This window comes from Paenibacillus sp. J5C2022, from assembly GCF_025567625.1.
Taxonomy (GTDB): domain Bacteria; phylum Bacillota; class Bacilli; order Paenibacillales; family Paenibacillaceae; genus Pristimantibacillus.
This window is the reverse complement of record NZ_JAOQJC010000038.1, coordinates 15,532-33,713: the sequence shown is the minus strand read 5'-3', so window position 1 is coordinate 33,713 and position 18,182 is coordinate 15,532. Positions and strand designations below refer to the sequence as shown.

Annotated in this window: 13 protein-coding genes; 6 read left to right on the top strand and 7 right to left on the bottom strand. The window is 51.5% G+C overall.

Going from position 1 to position 18,182, the window contains the following annotated elements:
• Positions 1–17: 17 nt before the first annotated feature.
• From M6D81_RS24355 to M6D81_RS24335, 5 genes are all read right to left on the bottom strand, one after another.
• Positions 18–878, bottom strand: coding sequence for a carbohydrate ABC transporter permease (locus tag M6D81_RS24355; RefSeq protein ID WP_262679772.1), 861 nt, complete (start codon positions 876–878; stop codon positions 18–20).
• A 7-nt stretch (positions 879–885) separates the two neighbouring features.
• Positions 886–1,830 carry an ABC transporter permease gene (locus M6D81_RS24350; RefSeq protein WP_262679771.1) on the bottom strand — a complete coding sequence of 315 codons (945 nt, stop codon included), beginning with the start codon at positions 1,828–1,830 and terminating at the stop codon, positions 886–888.
• Between the two features lie 169 nt (positions 1,831–1,999).
• Entirely contained in the window at positions 2,000–4,255 is a 2,256-nt protein-coding gene (locus M6D81_RS24345) for a helix-turn-helix domain-containing protein (protein WP_262679770.1), read from the bottom strand.
• Positions 4,256–5,072: 817 nt separating this feature from the next.
• Entirely contained in the window at positions 5,073–6,386 is a 1,314-nt protein-coding gene (locus M6D81_RS24340) for a glutamate-1-semialdehyde 2,1-aminomutase (protein ID WP_317259164.1), read from the bottom strand.
• Positions 6,387–6,419: 33 nt separating this feature from the next.
• The gene (locus M6D81_RS24335; protein ID WP_262679769.1) at positions 6,420–7,475 is read right to left on the bottom strand and encodes an LCP family protein; all 1,056 of its coding nucleotides are present in this window, start codon (positions 7,473–7,475) and stop codon (positions 6,420–6,422) included.
• Positions 7,476–7,830: 355 nt separating this feature from the next.
• On the opposite strand from M6D81_RS24335, the gene M6D81_RS24330 reads away from it, so the two are divergent.
• The 4 genes from M6D81_RS24330 (at position 7,831) to bcp (ending at position 11,053) form a co-directional block, all read left to right on the top strand.
• Positions 7,831–8,904 (top strand): ABC transporter ATP-binding protein, encoded by a 1,074-nt coding sequence (locus tag M6D81_RS24330; RefSeq protein WP_262679768.1) that lies wholly within the window; start codon positions 7,831–7,833, stop codon positions 8,902–8,904.
• On the top strand, positions 8,901–9,695 hold the full coding sequence (locus M6D81_RS24325) for an ABC transporter permease (protein ID WP_262679767.1): 795 nt from the start codon (positions 8,901–8,903) through the stop codon (positions 9,693–9,695). Before M6D81_RS24330 ends, M6D81_RS24325 begins: the two co-directional genes overlap by 4 nt.
• A 5-nt stretch (positions 9,696–9,700) precedes the next feature.
• On the top strand, positions 9,701–10,492 hold the full coding sequence (locus M6D81_RS24320; protein WP_262679766.1) for an ABC transporter permease: 792 nt from the start codon (positions 9,701–9,703) through the stop codon (positions 10,490–10,492).
• A gap of 90 nt (positions 10,493–10,582) precedes the next feature.
• The gene (gene bcp, locus M6D81_RS24315; protein ID WP_262679765.1) at positions 10,583–11,053 is read left to right on the top strand and encodes a thioredoxin-dependent thiol peroxidase; all 471 of its coding nucleotides are present in this window, start codon (positions 10,583–10,585) and stop codon (positions 11,051–11,053) included.
• Between the two features lie 1,397 nt (positions 11,054–12,450).
• Here bcp and M6D81_RS24310 read toward each other — a convergent pair.
• Both M6D81_RS24310 and M6D81_RS24305 read right to left on the bottom strand, forming a co-directional pair.
• Positions 12,451–13,128, bottom strand: a complete 678-nt coding sequence (locus M6D81_RS24310; RefSeq protein WP_262679764.1) for a hypothetical protein — start codon at positions 13,126–13,128, stop codon at positions 12,451–12,453.
• A gap of 253 nt (positions 13,129–13,381) precedes the next feature.
• The gene (locus M6D81_RS24305; RefSeq protein ID WP_262679763.1) at positions 13,382–14,239 is read right to left on the bottom strand and encodes an AraC family transcriptional regulator; all 858 of its coding nucleotides are present in this window, start codon (positions 14,237–14,239) and stop codon (positions 13,382–13,384) included.
• 57 nt (positions 14,240–14,296) lie between these two features.
• On the opposite strand from M6D81_RS24305, the gene M6D81_RS24300 reads away from it, so the two are divergent.
• Together M6D81_RS24300 and M6D81_RS24295 are read left to right on the top strand one after the other, a co-directional pair.
• Positions 14,297–15,343, top strand: coding sequence for a heparinase II/III family protein (locus M6D81_RS24300; RefSeq protein ID WP_262679762.1), 1,047 nt, complete (start codon positions 14,297–14,299; stop codon positions 15,341–15,343).
• 25 nt (positions 15,344–15,368) lie between these two features.
• Positions 15,369–18,035, top strand: coding sequence for a heparinase II/III family protein (locus M6D81_RS24295; RefSeq protein ID WP_262679761.1), 2,667 nt, complete (start codon positions 15,369–15,371; stop codon positions 18,033–18,035).
• Positions 18,036–18,182: the final 147 nt, after the last annotated feature.

Sequence of the window (18,182 nt, the reverse complement as noted above, 5' to 3'; positions counted from 1 at the left end):
CATCGATTAAGTGAAAATCAAGATTTTACCGAGCCGAGCATAATACCTTTGGCAAAAAAACGTTGCAGGAAAGGGTAAACAGCTATAATTGGAATGATGGAGATGATGATTGTAGCCGCGATAACCGATTCCGTAGAGGAATCCGACAGCATGCCCATCTCTTCGAACTGCTGCTGTCCTTCGATAATATTGCGCAGAAGAAGCGGCAGCGTCGTCAGCTCTTTGTCATTCAAGTAAATAAGCGCCTGAAAAAAGTTGTTCCACAAGCCGACTCCGACCCATAAGGCCAATGTCGCAAGTACCGGCTTGCATAGCGGGATAATGATGCGGAAGAAGATATGTATCGGATTCGCTCCGTCGATCATCGCGGACTCTTCCACTTCTTCCGGAATGGAACGGATAAAGTTCAGCATGATAATGACGTTAAAGGAGGAGATCAGATTGGGAATAATTAGCGCCATATGCGTATTGAGCAATCCCAGCTCCTTGACGACCATGTAATTGGGAATCATGCCTCCGCTGAACAACATGGCGAACAGAATCATGACAATCCACACCTTCAGCCATGGCAGCGTCCGCTTCGACAGCGCATAAGCCGTGCTGGAGGTGAATAACAGGTTAAGGAATGTACCGACGAAAGTGATGTAAATGGTGTTGCCGTAGGCGTTCCATATATAATCGGCGCTCAAGATGTCGGCATAAGCGGTCCAGGTGAAATCCCTGGGCCAGAGGAACAGGCCTCCGCTTAACGCTTCCGTCTTGGAGCTTAGCGACAAGGACATGACATGCCACAGCGGGTATAAGGTCACGAAGCTGAGCGCGATCAGAAAAGAATAGTTGCTTACACTGAATATTTTTGATGCTGCTGATTGTTTCATGTGCACCTCACCAAATTCCGCGTTCGCCGACTCTGCGGGCGATTGCATTCGTTATGAGCAGCAGGACAAGGCCGATAACGGATTGGAACAAGCCTGCAGCCGTTGCATAAGAATAGCGTCCCATCATCAGTCCGACCCGGTATACATAGGTATCCAGCACATCGGCCACTTCGTAGACGAGCGGATTGTACATGATGAAGATTTGATCGAAGCCGACATGCAGAATATTGCCGGTGCGCAGAATCAGCATAATGATGATGGTCCCAGCTATCGATGGCAGCGTAATATGACGAATCAGTTGAAAGCGCGAGGCGCCGTCCATGCGCGCAGCTTCATATAAATCCTGATTAATGCCGGCAATGGCTGCCATATAGATGATCGTGCCCCAGCCGACTTCCTTCCATAATTCGCTCAGCACAAGAAAGCCGCGGAATTTGGACGGGTCCATGAATGGAGAAGTGTCCATTCCGAGCAAGTTAAGCAGCGCCGCGTTCGCCGAGAAGAGGGAGAACAGGATTCCGCCAAGAATGACCCAGGACAGAAAGTGCGGGAAGTAGACAATCGTCTGCACGACCCGCTTGAAGAACATCAGACGTACCTCGTTCAGCAGCAGCGCCAGTATAATAGGTGCCGGAAAGTTAATGGCCAGCTTGTAGAAGCTGATGATTACCGTATTGCGGAACGCCATATAGAAGTCCGGCGAATCGAACAGAATGCGGAACCATTTCAGGCCGGCCCAAGGACTCCCTAATATCCCCTCTAGCATGCGGTAATCTTTGAAGGCGATCGTAATCCCGAACAACGGCCAGTATTGAAAGATAAGAAAAAAGACGAGACCCGGAAAAAACAAAATAAAGTAGTACTTGTGCCGGCTAAAAGCTTTCAATTGTCTGCGCCATCCCGATTGACGGACCGTTGTGGCGGGAGCTGAAGAAGCAGCGGACAGATTCAAGGTTGCAACCTCCTTTCTATGCGTTAATGGTGTGACTCGCGTCAACACGGTTAAAGCATAGCCCGTCACGGGTGGAGCGTACATCCACAGTTTCTGCCCGCTGTGCAGACTTTTTTGCGTAAAGCCGCTATTCTACACGATTGTATACATGGATATCAAAAAGTTGCAGCTACTCTAACTGCGTCTTGCGGAAGTCTCCGGGCGTCATGCCTACGTACAATTTGAAATATCGGATAAATGTATGGGCATGATTGTAGCCGATCGCCTGACTGATCTGATTCAGGGAAAGCGTGGAATCGGCAAGCAGCCGCTTGCCATGCTCCAGTCGGTATTCCGTCAAATATTCCAGTGGCGTCTTGCCGAGCTCCGACTTGAATACGCGGCTCAAATGGCTGTTGCTGATGCCCATCGCTTCGGCAATGTCCGCTATGGATAAGTTGTTCGCGTAATTCTGTTCCATGAAAGCGATCGTCTTGCTGACGAGCGAGCTATACGGCTGTACTTGACGGAGCGAATCCAGATGGTTCATGATCAACCCGATTCGCGCGTTAATATCGACAAGCAGCTGCGAAGAATTGCGGCTGTCTTGAAAGTGAAGGAAATCCGTCTCTCCCAGAATCGGACCCACATCGTAGCCCTCTTGCGCAAGTGAGCTTACGATGGAGCCCATCAGCATCGTAATCATCTGCTGCAGCTTGGATTCGGAATACCTGGAATTGAAGACGTACCGGTCGAACAAGCCGGACATCAGCTCTTCCGCTTGCTTGCGGTCGCCGGTCAAGATGACATTCAGCAGCAGCTTCTGATAGGAGACGGGGTAATCGAAGCGTTGCGGAGCCGCCGTGTCGTCCGGGAACAAGACGCCTTCGTGATGCAGGAATGCCTTGTATGTCATCGTGCGCTGCGCTTGCTCGCAGGATTCATGGATGAGATGCAGAGATTTAACCTCGCCCGCGCTGATCGTGAGCGGGGCCAGTCCTTGCCCGTTAATATGGGAGAGCAGCCGGTCGCAGCATTCGCTGAGCTTGTCCGTTAATGCGGCATCTCTTTCGGCTTGCTCCACGTTCAGGATAAACCCGATCTTGCTGCGGTCCAGCACGGTGCCGATCAATCGGAATTCCGCGTCCAGCACGTCCTCCGCCAGACTGAACAGGTAGAGAATGCTGTGCTTCTGCGGATCTGCTGCGGCAAGCTTGGACGGCTCCCATGCGATGATTAACGCCAGACAGCCGGGATGGGGGAAGGAGATGCCGAGCTCGTTCAGGCGGCGCTCCGCTTCCTGTTCCCCCGCGAGCTGGCCTTGCAGCAGGTCGCGAACGAGCGTGCTTCGAACGATCGGTTCGTTATGCCGTATCGTCGAGATCATATTGCCGATCGTGCTGTCTACGATCGTGTAATCGTCCACGGCAGAATCGGGCGGATAGATCATGTGATCCTTCAATCGCTTTGTAAGCCGCTTCCACGGCTCGTACAGAAGCGATGCGAACAAATAGGACATGGCTAGCCCAAGCAGCAAGATGACAGTGAATACGAGCAGGATGGTGCGCAATGTGCTCAGCATCTCTTCGCTATAGACTTGGTAAGGCGTCAATTGCAGCATGACCCATTCATTGCCGCTATGCTTGCGGGCTGTTACGAAGTAACGTTCCTCTCCCAGCGAGGCGATGTGTGTCCGCTGTTCTCCCGATTGTAGATTTTGAATCAAGCTGTTGTAATCCATCTGGACAGGAGCTCTGGACAGCAGCTGGTTCTGCGGATCAATAATAAGCTCCATCGTCCCCGCTGAGTCTGTTCGGGGTGTAATGAGATCAAGCAGCCGGTTCTTGTCGATCCCGATATTCAGCAAGCCGAGCGGAGGATGCTGAAGAATTGGAATCGCTTTCACGAATGTCACAACTTCCGATTCCGAATTCATCAACGGGTCCTTCGGCGTGCGAAGCCCCGTCCAGGAGGCGGCTCGTTCGATATTCATCTCTCTCATATCATTCAGAAAGGCTCGGTCAAAATACTCCTCGTTGTCGTATATCCCTTCATCGGCTGTCAGCACTTTGTCGTTCAGGAAGACATGCATGGAGAAGGAATGGATAAGCGGATTGGAAAATTTCCAGTCGCGCATCTGTTCTTTGACTATGTAATAATCGAAGGCGGTCATCGTATAGGAATGGTTCAAGTAATTCGATACCGAAGGCGTGAAGGAGAATTGGAGCGCCATACGGTCGATACTGTCCAGAAACATATTCATATTGCGGTCGATTCGGTCCAAGCGGGCGGATGAATCCTTCGTGATCTGTTCCTTCGTCTCGTGCGAGGCGATGAACCAGTAGACCGTGACGATAAGCAATGTTGGAATCAGAATAGTAGCAAAAAAAAGCAGCAAATGCTTGCGGAAGACAGATCTTCGAAACAAGCCGGAATTTCCAATCATGATGAATGCCTCCTAGGGGAATAAATGAACAGATAGATTATACCATGGAAAAAGTGAGGGAACAGTTTGTTCGTCCATAAATAATGATAAGATTGTGCAAATTGGACTGGAGAAGGTGTCGATAAGGCATAGAGAGGGCGTTGCGAAACCGCTCTAAATTTGTAGGAATTCAAAGTTGATAGGCTGAGGCCGACCGCTGCCTTGTACGATTAATCATACAAATTGGGTGGAGTTATTGTGGTGATCGGCGGCTTTATACGATATTTCGTATAAAAGTGGCTGATATGCTGGAGGTGGCGGCGAGTTTGTATGATAAATCGTATAAAAGTGGTTGATATGCTAGAGGTGGTGGCGAGTTTGTACGATAAATCGTATAAAAGTGGTTGATATGCTAGAGGTGGTGGCGAGTTTGTACGATAAATCGTATAAAAGTGGCTGATATGCTGGAGGTGGCGGCGAGTTTGTATGATAAATCGTATAAAAGTGGTTGATATGCTGGAGGTGGCGGCGAGTTTGTATGATAAATCGTATAAAAGTGGTTGATATGCTAGAGGTGGTGGCGAGTTTGTATGATAAATCGTATAAAAGTGGCTGATATGCTGATGTGGCATGTGGATCTGTACGAAATTTCGTATAAAGTAGGCTAATCTGATGCAAAGTAATCGGCCTGGCGGGGGGGCGATTAGCAAGACGAGGCACAGTTGACGGGAGGCTGCGACCTGACAAGTAAAGGGCACAAAAAAAGACCGGCAGAAGGAGGGAGAGCGTTCTTGCTCCATGTCTTCCTCTCTCATTTGCCGGTCTTAGTCGCGTTCGCTCAAGCTAGCGAGGCCATCGCCTTGCGGGCGGCTTCAATCGTGGCGTCGATGTCCGCATCTGTATGGGCCGTCGTCAGGAACCACGCCTCGTACTTGGATGGCGCCAGGTTGATGCCTTGATCCAGCATCAGGCGGAAGAAGCGGCCGAACAAGTCGCCGTCGGTGTCCTGCGCCTCGTCGTAGTTCGTGACGGGATGGTCACAGAAGTGAGCCGAGAAGGAGCCGCGAATCTGGTTGATCGTCAGCGGGATCTCATGCGCATCCGCCGCCTCCTGCAGTCCGCCAGCCAGTCGTGACGCCAGTCGGTCCATCCGATCGTATAACCCCGGCTCCTGCAGTACCTCAAGGCAGGCGATGCCGGCGGAGATGGAAGCGGGGTTGCCGGCCATCGTGCCGGCCTGATAAGCAGGGCCGAGCGGAGCGACCTGCTCCATAATGTGACGGCGTCCGCCATAAGCGCCGATCGGCATGCCGCCTCCGATGATTTTGCCCAGTGCGGTCAGATCCGGTTCGATTGCCGCATGGTCCTTGAAGGCGCCGAACGTCTGGACCGAGCCGTAGTGGAAGCGGAAGGCGCTGATCACTTCGTCGTAGATGACGAGAGCGCCGGCTTCGCGCGTCAGCTTGCACAGCCCTTCCAGGAAGCCCTCATGCGGCATGACCATGCCGAAGTTGCCGACGATCGGCTCCACCATGACCGCTGCCGTATCGTCGCCCCACCGGTCCAGCGCTTTCTTCAGTGCGTCCAGATTGTTGAACGGGACGGTAATGACCTCATGCGCGATGCTCGTCGGAATGCCCGCACTGTCGGGAATGCCGAGTGTGGAAGGGCCCGAGCCGGCGGCTACGAGCACCAGATCGGAATGGCCATGATAGCAGCCGGCGAATTTGATGATTTTGCTGCGGTTCGTATAAGCGCGTGCGACCCGTATAGTCGTCATGACGGCTTCCGTGCCGGAATTGACGAACCGAACCTTGTCCATGGAAGGAATGGCTTCCTTCAGCATGCGGGCCAGCTTGATCTCCAGCTCCGTCGGCGTACCGTACAGCGTGCCGTTCTGCGCCGCGCGAATAATCGCTTCCGTAATATGTGGGTGAGCATGCCCGGCAATGATGGGGCCGTAAGCCGCCAGATAATCGATGTACCGGTTATCGTCGACGTCCCAGAAGTAGGCGCCTTCGGCCCGCTTCATCATGACGGGGGCACCGCCGCCCACCGCCTTGAAGGAGCGAGAGGGGCTATTGACGCCCCCTACGATATGCTCCAGCGCTTGTTCGTACAACGCGTCCGAGGTTGTTCTGTTCATAGTCACGGTCTTGAACTCCTTCCGTGTAATGCAATGATGTTAGTTGGTCGAGCTTCCGCTGCTCCCTGCGTTCCCGCCGCTCTCCCCGTCAGGAGATGCGGACTGTTCCGGCTCCGGCTGCGATTCGTCCTTCGACAGTACTTCCTGCACGTAGCCGAGCAGCGCATCTTCGCTGCGGATGGTGATGACGTCCGAGCCGTTCACTCTTTCTTCCTTGACCAGCTCCATTGGCGGAATTTGCGCTGTGCCGCCCATATTCAAATTCACGCCCAACTGTCCCAGCTTAAGCATATCGCTTACGGACATATTGGTCTCGATATAAGGGGAGACGCTCTCCAATATTTCCTTCATCCGAATAATGTTCCAGGTTGACTGCAGCTTCTTCGCTACAGCTGTCAAGAAGTTGCGCTGGCGCTCCGTTCGGGTATAGTCGCTCAATGCATCGTGGCGGAAGCGGACGTATTGCAGCGCTTTGTCACCGTCCAGCAGCTGATAGCCCTTCTTCAGATCGATATCGTAGCGGTTGCCGTCCGCATTGTCGCGGTAGCGCATGTCCTTCTCCACTTCGAACCAGACGCCGTCGATCGTATCGACAAGCGATTTGAATCCCTCGAAGTCGGTATAGATGAAGTATTGAATGTCCAGCCCAAGCAAATTGCCGACCGTCTTCATCGCCAGCGGAGGTCCGCCAAGCGTAATCGCAGAATTGATCTTGCCTTTCCGGTATCCTTCGATATCCCCGTACGTATCGCGCAAGACAGAGAAGAGATGAGCCGTCTTCGTGACGGGATCGATCGAAGCAACCAGCATAGAATCGGAGCGGGCAGGCTCGCCTTCCGCGGCATCGCGTGCATCTCCGCCCAGTAGCAGGACGTTGACGCGTTCCTTGCCTTCCCACTTCGGAATTTCGACAATTTTATCAGGTGCTTGAGTAGGGAATCGGGACTCGTCAGGCGACTTCTGGAATTTTTCCAACTCTCCATATACGCCCACGCCCCAATAGACGGCGCCTCCGATTAATAGCGCTACAATTACTGAGAAAATAATGAAAAACCATTTCCATCCTGATTTTTTCTTTTTTGACCGCGTACTCATGGTGTGAGCTGGTCTCCTTTCAAAAAAGCTTTGTGAAGCTAAAGTTTGATTGAATGAAGGGGAGATACAAAGCGCGAATAAAAACTTTATTAGGATTAGACGCCAGGCTGCCGCTTAAGTTGCATGATGCACAGAAAGCCTCGGCACCAGAGCATGCTTATGGACGGAGTCTCATATGTATGTTTACCTTCGATTCGTGCAACCGAAACATTTACGCTTTACAAGAAGTAATGTATCATTACATATCATAAAATTATATCGTTAGGCACGGATGACATGCAAGTTTTATCATTTCGAGCAAAATAATATCGCTATTTCCCAGGAAATGTCGAGCGAGAGGGGCTAGAACAGCGTCATGCATGCAATTGATGTGAAGGATCTGCGGAAGCAATTCAAAGTGCAAAAGAATCGCGAGGGCTTGTCTGGCGCGCTGAAGGATCTATTCAAGCGCGATTACAGGGAAGTGACTGCGGTGAAGGATATTTCATTCCAGATTCCGCAAGGCGAGATATGCGGTTATATCGGAGAGAACGGAGCGGGCAAATCGACCACGATTAAAATGCTGACCGGCATTCTGGTGCCGACGTCTGGCGAATTAAAGGTGAACGGCTTCGTTCCGTATAAAGAGCGGGAGAAGTTCGTAAACGGCATCGGCGTCGTCTTCGGACAGCGTTCCCAGCTGTGGTGGGATATCGGTGTCATTGAATCGTTCCAACTGCTGCGCAAGGTGTACCGCGTGCCGGAAGCGGAATTCAAGAAGCGGCTGGACAATCTGGTGGAACGGCTTCAGTTAGGCGACTTGTTGAACCGTCCCGTCCGCAAGCTGAGTCTGGGGCAGCGGATGCGCTGCGAGCTGGTGGCGTCCCTGCTGCATAATCCGTCTATCCTGTTCCTGGACGAGCCGACGATCGGGCTGGATATCGTCGTGAAGACGGAGATCAGGGACTTCCTGCTGGAGATGAACAGGCAGGAAGGGACCACAATTCTGCTTACGACGCATGATCTGCAGGATATCGAGGCCCTTTGCTCGCGGGTCATCATGCTGGATGACGGGCGGATCATATACGACGGCGGGTTGGATGAGCTGAAGACGAGATGGAGCAAGGGGAGAGAGATCCAGTTCCAATTCGGCAGCCATACTTCGCTGGCGAAGCTGCAGGCGTTGACTGCGGGGCTGGCTGTCAGTTGGACGATTGAGAACGATGTGACGGCGAAGATGTTCGTGCCGCATGAGGTCAGCGTGTCGGATGCAATGGGCAGAGTAGTCGGCGGCGCGGAAATCCGCGATATCAAAATTTTCGAAACGAACACGGACGAAATCGTCAGGGGCATCTACCAGACGGGATCGGCCGAAGCGAGCAGCGGGATGGCGGCGAAGCTTCCAGCGGAAGCGGCGGAAGTCAAGAAGGAAGAAGTGGCGTCCCCATGATGAGCGCTTATCTTGATTTTATTCGTATCCGCTTCCTCATGATGCTGGCCTATCGGGTCAATTATTACAGCGGAATCGTCATCTATGCGATCAACATCGGCGCGTATTATTTTCTGTGGCAGGCGATCTATGGCGATCAGGAGACGCTGGCAGGCTTTACCGTGGCGCAGATGACGACGTATATTGCGGTGTCCTGGATGGCGCGCGCCTTCTACTTCAATAATCTGGACAGGGAGATTGCGAACGAGATACGGGACGGCAGCGTAGCGATCCAGATTATTCGTCCTTATAATTATTTGCTGGTGAAAATGATGCAGGGCTTCGGCGAGGGCTTGTTCCGCTTGCTGCTCTTCATGGTGCCGGGACTGTTCATCGTCTGTCTGATCTTCCCGGTGAAGCTGCCGACGGAGCCGCTCGTCTGGGTGATCTATCTTGTCATGCTGTTCTTCAGCTTCCTGATCAATTCCCAGATCAACATCTTGACGGGACTATTCGCTTTCTTCGTGGAAAATAACGAGGGCATGATGCGCATGAAGCGGGTAATGGTGGACTTGTTCTCCGGCGTGGTCGTGCCGATTGCCTTCTTCCCGGGTTGGCTGTCCGGGATCATGGAATGGCTGCCGTTCCAGGCCATCACATACTTGCCCAGCTCCGTCTTCACGGGACGGACTCCGCTGGGAGACGCCTCAAACGTGCTGGGGCTGCAGATGCTGTGGTTCGCGCTGCTGCTGCTGCCCATCTGGTTGACATGGCGGGCGGCGCGCAAGCGTCTGTTCGTGCAAGGAGGGTGACAGCGATGAGATACGCTTCATTATTTACGGAGTATCTGAAAAACTATGCCAAGACAAAGCTGACCTATCGGGCGGACTTCTGGATCGAGGTCATCTCGGACCTGTTGTTCCAGATCATGAACCTGATCTTCATTCTGGTCGTGTTCCAGCATACGCCGTCGCTCGGCGGCTGGTCGCAAGACGAGGTGGTGTTCGTGTACGGCTTCTTCATGATTCCGTACGGCATCTTCAGCACATTCTTCGGCATATGGAATTTCAGCGAGCGGTATGTCGTGAAGGGGGAGATGGACCGGGTATTGACGCGCCCTGCGCACAGCCTGTTCCAGGTGCTGCTGGAGAACGTCGATCCGCCATCGCTGATGGGCTCAGCCGTTGGAGCAGGCATAATGGCAATCTGCTGGACCAGACTGGACTTGCCGTTCCATGCCATGGACCTGCTGATGCTGGCATTATTCGTCATTGGGGCGGTGCTGATCTACGGAGGCATCTACACGGCGCTTAGCGCGATATCCTTCTTCTCCGATTCTCCGACGGGTATCGTACCGCTCATCTACAATATTCAGAACTACGGGCGTTATCCTGTGAACATCTACAACAAGGCGATTCGCTTCGTGCTCACATGGCTGCTGCCTTTCGCGTTCGTTGGGGTCATTCCGGCCTCCTACTTCCTGGAGAAAAAGGCGGATGACCTGTCCAAGCTGGCGATGCTCACTCCGGTGATGGGCCTTGTCGTCTTCACGCTGGGGCTGGCGTTGTGGAACCACGGCGTGAAGCGGTACCGGGGAGCCGGCTCGTAATAGCGTGTGCTGCTATGTTCCCCAACCAGCCGGGACCTGCTGCCTATGTTCAATAAGCGCGTAAGCGTGCGACTAGAGAGGAGTATAGAGATGACTATTGAAATAGGGAAGAAAGCGCCGAAGTTCAAGCTTCCGGCGTCGAACGGCGAGACGGTGTCGCTGATGGACATGCGCGGGCAGCATGTCGTCATCTTCTTCTATCCGAAGGACATGACGCCGACCTGCACGCAGCAGGCATGCGATATGCGTGATGCGTACGGCCAGTTCCGGGAGGAGAACGCCGTTCTGCTCGGTATCAGCACCGACAGCGTGAAGTCACATCAGAACTTCATTGCGAAGAAGGAACTTCCCTTCCTTCTGCTGGCGGATGAGGAGCACAGCGTATGCGAGAAGTATGGCGTATGGCAACTGAAGAAGCTGTATGGACGCGAGTATATGGGCATCGTGCGCTCTACCTTCCTCATTGACAAGGAAGGCAACCTCGTCCGCGAATGGCGCAAGGTGAAGGTGAAGGGCCACGCCGAAGAAGTGCTGAAGGCTGTGCGGGCACTGAACGGGTAAGCTGTTGACTATCGTGCGTCAGAGGCAATAGGCGGTCAGGGACTGGCGAGCGCGTCAATGTCAACGGTTGTGCAGCGGCAGTTGTTGGCATAAGTATCGGCCTCTGTTCAGCAGCAACCGTTGGTATAAGTGACGGCCTCTGTTCAGCGTCAGTCGTTATAGTTATAGTTATAGTTATAGTGAATAGTTGCTCATCGACTGCCATAGGCGCAAGTGATATAACATTCGAATTGAATACCCGTAGCTAGTGGATAGACTCGTGCGGGCTGGAATAGTGTATGTGGCCAACACTGGGGAGACGGAAATGCGGTTATGAGTAGATATAGTGTATGTGGCCAACATTGATGAGACGGAAATGCGGGTATGAGTAGATATAGTGTATGTGGCCAACACTGGGGAGACGGAAATGCGGTTATGAGTAGATATAGTGTATGTGGCCAACATTGATGAGACGGAAATGCGGGTATGAGTAGATATAGTGTATGTGGCCAACACTGAGGAGACGGAAATGCGGGTATGAGTAGATATAGTGTATGTGGCCAACACTGGAGAGACGGAAATGAGGGTATCAGTAGATATAGTGTATGTGGCCAACACTGGAGAGACGGAAATACGGGTATGAGTAGATATAGTGTATGTGGCCAGCACTGGGGAGACGGAAATACGGGTATGAGTAGATATAGTGTATGAATCCTACACTGGAGCGGCGAAAAGGGGCGTAAGAGATAACGGTTGTCAAAGGCAACCGTTGGCATCATAGTGAACGACTGGTCATCGACGGATCAACAGTGTCCAGGGTCACTTTAAATGGATTTTATGTAGCTATTTTGTGCTCCAAGTATGGTATGTGAGGTAGGTAATGGATTTCCTACAGTTAATCTAGCGGATAATCGTCCAATTGGTCGAAAACGTGCATAATAACTGTAGGTTTTCCATTTGAATCAGCTGAGTCTCCGTTTTGCTGCGATATAATGGCATGAAATACAGTTGCTTACCACGAAAACATTCCCCCTCCCCATGCAGGCTACATGAAAGGAGTTCCCTCAAACGCAACGCATGCTCAGTACGAGAAAGGAATTCCAGCTAATGCCACGCATGCTCAGTACGAGCAATGAATGGAATTCCCCTAATGCCACGCATGCTCAGTACGAGCAATGAGTGGAATTCCCGCAAACGCCACGCATGCTCAGTAAGAGCAATGAAAGGAATACCCGCTAACACAACGCATGCTCAGTACGAGCAATGAATGGAATTCCCCTAATGCCACGTATGCTCAGAACGCGCAATAGAAGGAGTGGAGTGTGATCGCGGAGTGGAGTGTGATCACGGAGTGGAGTGTGATCTCGGAGTAGAGTGTGATCACATCCTCACTCGGCAGTACCTCGCACTTGTCCGCACTAGGGTTCCCCAGCCTCAGCCCGAGCCTCAACTCCATACTTTCCAAATTGCAAATCAAGCGGTCCGCCTGTCGAGCCGTGCAGAAGCAGCCGCGGCTTCCCTTCGTTCGATCGCACGATCTCTCCGAACATGCCGACATATGGAGGCAGCATCTCATCCGCGTTCCGTTCCAATTCTCCTCTCACATACCGTTCCGCTTGCGTCTTGTCGCTCCAGAAGGATACGGTGTCCAAGTGGGCGAATGCAGCGCCTAATTTGTAAAGCAGCCGTTCGCGTTCCTCATTATCATTCGGCGTCTCCTTCACGTATACGATAGTTCCCGTCGCTCCCTCCTCCAGCAGCTCGAAGTCAGGCACTTGTCCGTCTGTAACCACCCGCAGCATGTCCTCTCTGCGCTGCAGCTTGTCGTTCAGCTCCTCCAGCAAATCAACGTATTCTTCCTTCGCTAGTTGTAGCCCCCGATTATCCGCTTCCAATTGTTCAATGTTCAACCGTGCCTGCTCTAGCGTGGATGCCAGCTGTGCATTCGACTCCTGAAGCACCGACTCCAGCTGTTGATGAGCGGAAGTTATCTCGGTCAACTGCTGTCTATGCTCGCGATCAGACAACAGAAGCCCCGCGCCGAACGCGACAACAATCATAACGAAGCTGATGATGGCTGTAATACTCTTCTCCAATGGGCAGCCCTCCACTTCACAATAATATCCATAGTATACGATCGACTGGCGATTAGTGAATCCGATACGAGGATGAGCGTTCTTGCATGCCAGTCATACGTGTAAGTGAACAACCGTAATCAAATTGTCCAAATTTCCGTTATTCTCTCCATGGCTTATGAAAGCCCTTTCTCGATAAAATGAGGGCGAAATACAACAACTGATAAGGAGGGGATATGATGTCGGGTTCCGTTGTCAGCTAACGAGTTTTTGGTCACCCCTTTTTGAGAAAGGATGAAGGGTTTACCCCTGTAATCCTTTTGAACAACCGGCTGAAATAGTAAACATCTTCAAATCCCACTTTCCGGGCAGCCTCCGTTACATTGCAGCTGCCGCTGAGCAGGAAATCCTTCGCTTTGTTGATTTTGATTTTATTTTGGTATTTGGTAATGGATTGGCCGGCCACTCGTTTGAATAACAGGCGAAAATGGGAAGGACTTAATTCGGTATGAGACAACAAGTCTTCTATCGTGAACGTAGTTTGATAGTTTTCCAGCATCATATGCATCACTTTTTCGATCGCACGGAAATGAGGGGGATTGGAACGGGCGGCGATCATTTGCTCATTGATGAAAATATGGATGATGTCCAATATGAGACTGCGGCATTTTAGCAAATAACCCGTTTTTTTACCGGTCCATGCCAAGCTGAGCTCAGTAAAGAGAATGGCGAGTTCGTTCGTGTGCGAGCTGAGGTTCACGAGAGGCCATTCGGAGAAAAGCGGGGCTGAAATGTTCTCATCCAAGAAAGCGATTCCAAAAGCGACGGAACAAAAATGCCACGGCTCGTCCGGGTTGCTTACGGCAGTGCGCTTGAGTTTTTGCGGGAAGAAGAGGATGTCTCCGCCTTGTACATCGTATTGTTCATTGTCAACGATATAGCGGGCTTTGCCGCTTTTGGCAAAGGCCAGTATGTAATGGCTTTGATTTCCCACTGTTATTGTCCAATCTGGATCTGTTCTCCGTTCAAGAACAAAGGGTATGTCCGTTACGACAAAATCATAAGACGGATTCGGATTGCTTTGAAACAATGGAATTCCCCCTATTGGAAAAAGGATATGAATTTTACTCATTATATCATGTAATCCATTTTCAATAAGAATGGAAAAATGAACAAGGAGGACTGTTGCATGCGTTTTGTCAAAAAAACAGGTTACATGTTCGTTGCTCTCATTCTCTTGTTTTCCGCCAGCAATAGTGTATACGGTTATGAGTACAGATATGAAGCCAGACTTGCTGTCATGCAGTTTTATGCGGATACAAGTCTTGTGGAAGGGCCTGTCCTGAGCAGCAAGGAACTGTATGAGCAGCTTCTGGACGACAGCAATTCCGTTGCAATCACAGAGATCATCGATACGTACCGGTCAGGCGATTTGGAACTAACGAGAAACAAATGGCACACCTATTTCAAAAACAAGGAATATGCAACGGAATTGCGAACGGAGCTTCAGCTTGTCAAATCCGCTTCGGAATTGACGCGGGAGGATGTCGACTGGGATATGGCGGACAGAGGCTTAAGCAGAGGCCATGAATATAATGATTATGCGTATTCATTCACGGATGAGATCGACTGGACGTATAATCCTACCTATTCGGATCCCGAATTGCAGACGGATCATGGCTGGACCTGGTCGCTGAATGCGCATGAATGGTGGGTGGAAATGGCGAAAGCAGCGGCCGTAAGCGGAAATGCAGCCTATGCGGAGGAACTCGCCTACCAGATGAAGAGCTGGATTACAACCCAAGTACCCGGCACACCCAGCGTAGGCCAGGAATTTCATGATCAGCATAAACGATATGTCCAGTACAGCCACTCCTTGCATTCGGACATTCTTGACGACGGGTCTGATGTATTTGAGTACGAGCTGACGGGTCCTGACGGGACAAGCTTGACGGGAATGTCTGCCAGCTGGAGAACACTTGAAACCGGGATTCGGCTGCGCGAATGGCTGAAAACGCTTTACTATTTCAGAGAGTCGCCTTCCTTTGATCCGGAGCTTTGCGAGTTGGTTACGCGTTCTCTCATAGATCAAGCGACATGGCTGGCCATTCCCCATCATTTCAGCGAGGGACAGGAGTGGGAGGAGGACGAGACTAGCGGCTTGCGGAGTGCGCTTGCATTCTTTCCCGAATTGATGCTGAGTGAAGAGATGATCTATGCAGTCGAGCAGCGCTGAATATATAAAGAAAGAAGGGTGAACGATGAGATCGATCAAAATAACTGTCTCTTTATTGATGATGATGGTGCTTATCGGGATGCCGGCAAGGGCATTCGCCTATGAATACAGATATGAGGCGCGGCTTGCCGCATTGGATGTTTATCCGCACAGCAATCTTGAAGCCGGTCCTATCGTGAGTGAAGACGAGTTCTACGGGAAGTTGCTGGACCCGACTTACAATGCAGAAATCGCAGACATCGTAGAAACGTATCAATCCGGGGATGCGCAGGGGGCGAAGGAAAAATGGCATCATTATATCGTCAATCGGGATGATCGGCTATTGATGTTGTCCGATCTAAAGTCTCCCGATCAATTGACAGCGGGCGATATTAATTATTCCTCCGCGAACAGAGGGCTGAACCGGGGGCATATTCGAAGCGGCTATGAATACTACTTCCCTGATGAGATCGATTGGAATTATAATCCCACCTACTATGACGAAGAAGTTCCCCTCGATAACGGGTGGTTATGGACATTGCACAATCATGCCTCCTGGATGAGCATGGCCATGGCTTCGTTGCTTCAGGATGGGAATGAGTACGGGGAAGAGCTGGCGGATCAGATGAAAAGCTGGATTGCGACCCAAATTCCCGGAGTGAGGAGTGTCGGTTACGATTTTCACGATGCGAATAAATCCTTTGTCAACTATAATTCTGTTCCGGGAGGGCTGATCAGAGACGAGGAGGACCCGTTCAGCTACGGCTATAGGGATGACAACGGCAGTCAAATGATCGGGACTTCGGCTTCGTGGAGAACGATCGAGGTAGGGGTGAGACTCCAAAAATGGGTCGAGACCATTTATTATTTCAAGCACTCCGAATGGTATGATGCGGAATTAAACGATCTGTTGACGCGTTCGCTCGTCGATCAGGCGACATGGCTGGCCTTCCCGCATCATTATACCGAGGGCAGCAATTGGGGGAGTTATGAAGCGGGAGGCATGCTGTATACAGCGACTTACTTCCCGGAAATTACAGTGCAACAGGAAATGGCCGAATTGGCAGCCAAGCGTCTGACAAGGGCGATTGACGGTCAGGTGCTTCCCGATGGAGCGCTGAATGAGCTCTCTCCGACGTACCATATCTCTGTTTTGAATAGATACACGGCTTTCATAAAGGGGGTAAGGGACGGGAAATTGCGGGGTGAGACGTGGGAACAGCTGGAGGAGAGCATAGAGAGGCAATATTCCGCCTTCCTTGCCATTACAGCTCCGAATGGAGGCATGCCGACAGGCAATGAAGCGACATTGAGCAAGTTTGCGGGGAGCAGTTTGCGTGAGATTTTTGCCAATGCTCTCGACATCTTTCCGGAACGGGAGGACTTCAGATGGGTGGCCACAGGGGGAGCGGAGGGGCAGCGTCCCGATTTCGATTTCTATCACTTGAGAAACGCGGGCAATATTACGATGCGCTCAGGATGGGAACTGAATGATGATTACTTGCACTTTACGGCCGGCCCTACTGGATCTACCGGCTGGCACTCCTTCCAAAATAAACTGGATGTACAATTGTACAGCAATGGCTATCCCCTTCTTGTGAATGCGGGAAAGCACTTGTATGACAAAAGCGCAGCGAGATGGTACGTGACCAATACGAGAGGTAGCAACAGCGCCCTGGTGGACGGTTATGGCCAGGCAAGAAGAACAAGCACTCCGATGAACATATTAAGAAGGCTGGCCGATTATTTTTACTATGACGGGGAAGGCGTATCATTTGCTTCCGCCACGTATGACAAGCCCTACGGAACGGCAGGGTATGGCAGCATCTTGGAAACGGCCGATGTGGAGGTTGAGCATACAAGAAGCGTCATTTACTTAAAGGATGCATATGCTGTCCTTATCGACGATTTCAAGGCGCTGGATCAGCAAGAGCATCAGTATGAGCTGTTGTTTCACACGCCGGTCGGATATTATCAGCAGAACAGCCCTTCCGTAACAGCCGAGGCGGTAGAATTGGCGGACGGCATGCATTGGAGCATTGGCTCTGCTGAAGCGGTCATGAAGGGAATCTCCGCAGCGCCATTCGACTCCGCTATAGTAGAGGGTCTTAACCCTGGCAATGTCGATCTGGGTGCGGAACTAAACGGAACAGGCAGGGAAAAGGAAATGCGGGGCTGGTTGGAGCATAATACGCCTACACCGACACAGCAGTATACGGTAAATGGAACCGATGTACGGTTTTTCACTGTCATTTCGCCTATGTCCCAACCGGATCAGTTGGCTTTGGAGCTGGATAACGGCGGCAAAGACCTTGTCATAGTATTCGAGGACGGCAGCCGGCACCAAATTTCGTTGGATGATGCGGGGGATGCGCCATCGGTGGAAATACAGAGAGGTGATCACACGATTGCATTTACCGCCAAATCCAACCTGGCGGAACAAGTCCTCAGCATTGCGTCCATGCGCGAAGCGCTCAATCGTTATAAAACTTCCGGCGACTTGCACGATCCACTGCATCAACAATTGGGCAATCGATTGGATCAGGCGGAGCACCATAGACAAGGCGAGCGCACCAAGCAAGCGATCAAACATATGGAGGACTTTCTCCGGCATTTGACCAACAACGGATTGCAGCATTTGGTCACGGAAGAGGTGAGAGAAGAGCTGGCACAAGACGCTCAAATTCTCATAGAAGAATGGAAAGAAGAATAAACCGAGCTGTAGCAACAATTCGGCTCCTTGCAAGCCAGCCTGCGGATTCCAGCGGAACCGCGGGCTTTTTGCTGTTTTTACAAGAAAAATGGCGCATGAAATGAAAAAGAAAGGATAGTCACTTTGAAATGGAAGGGCTTACAATTA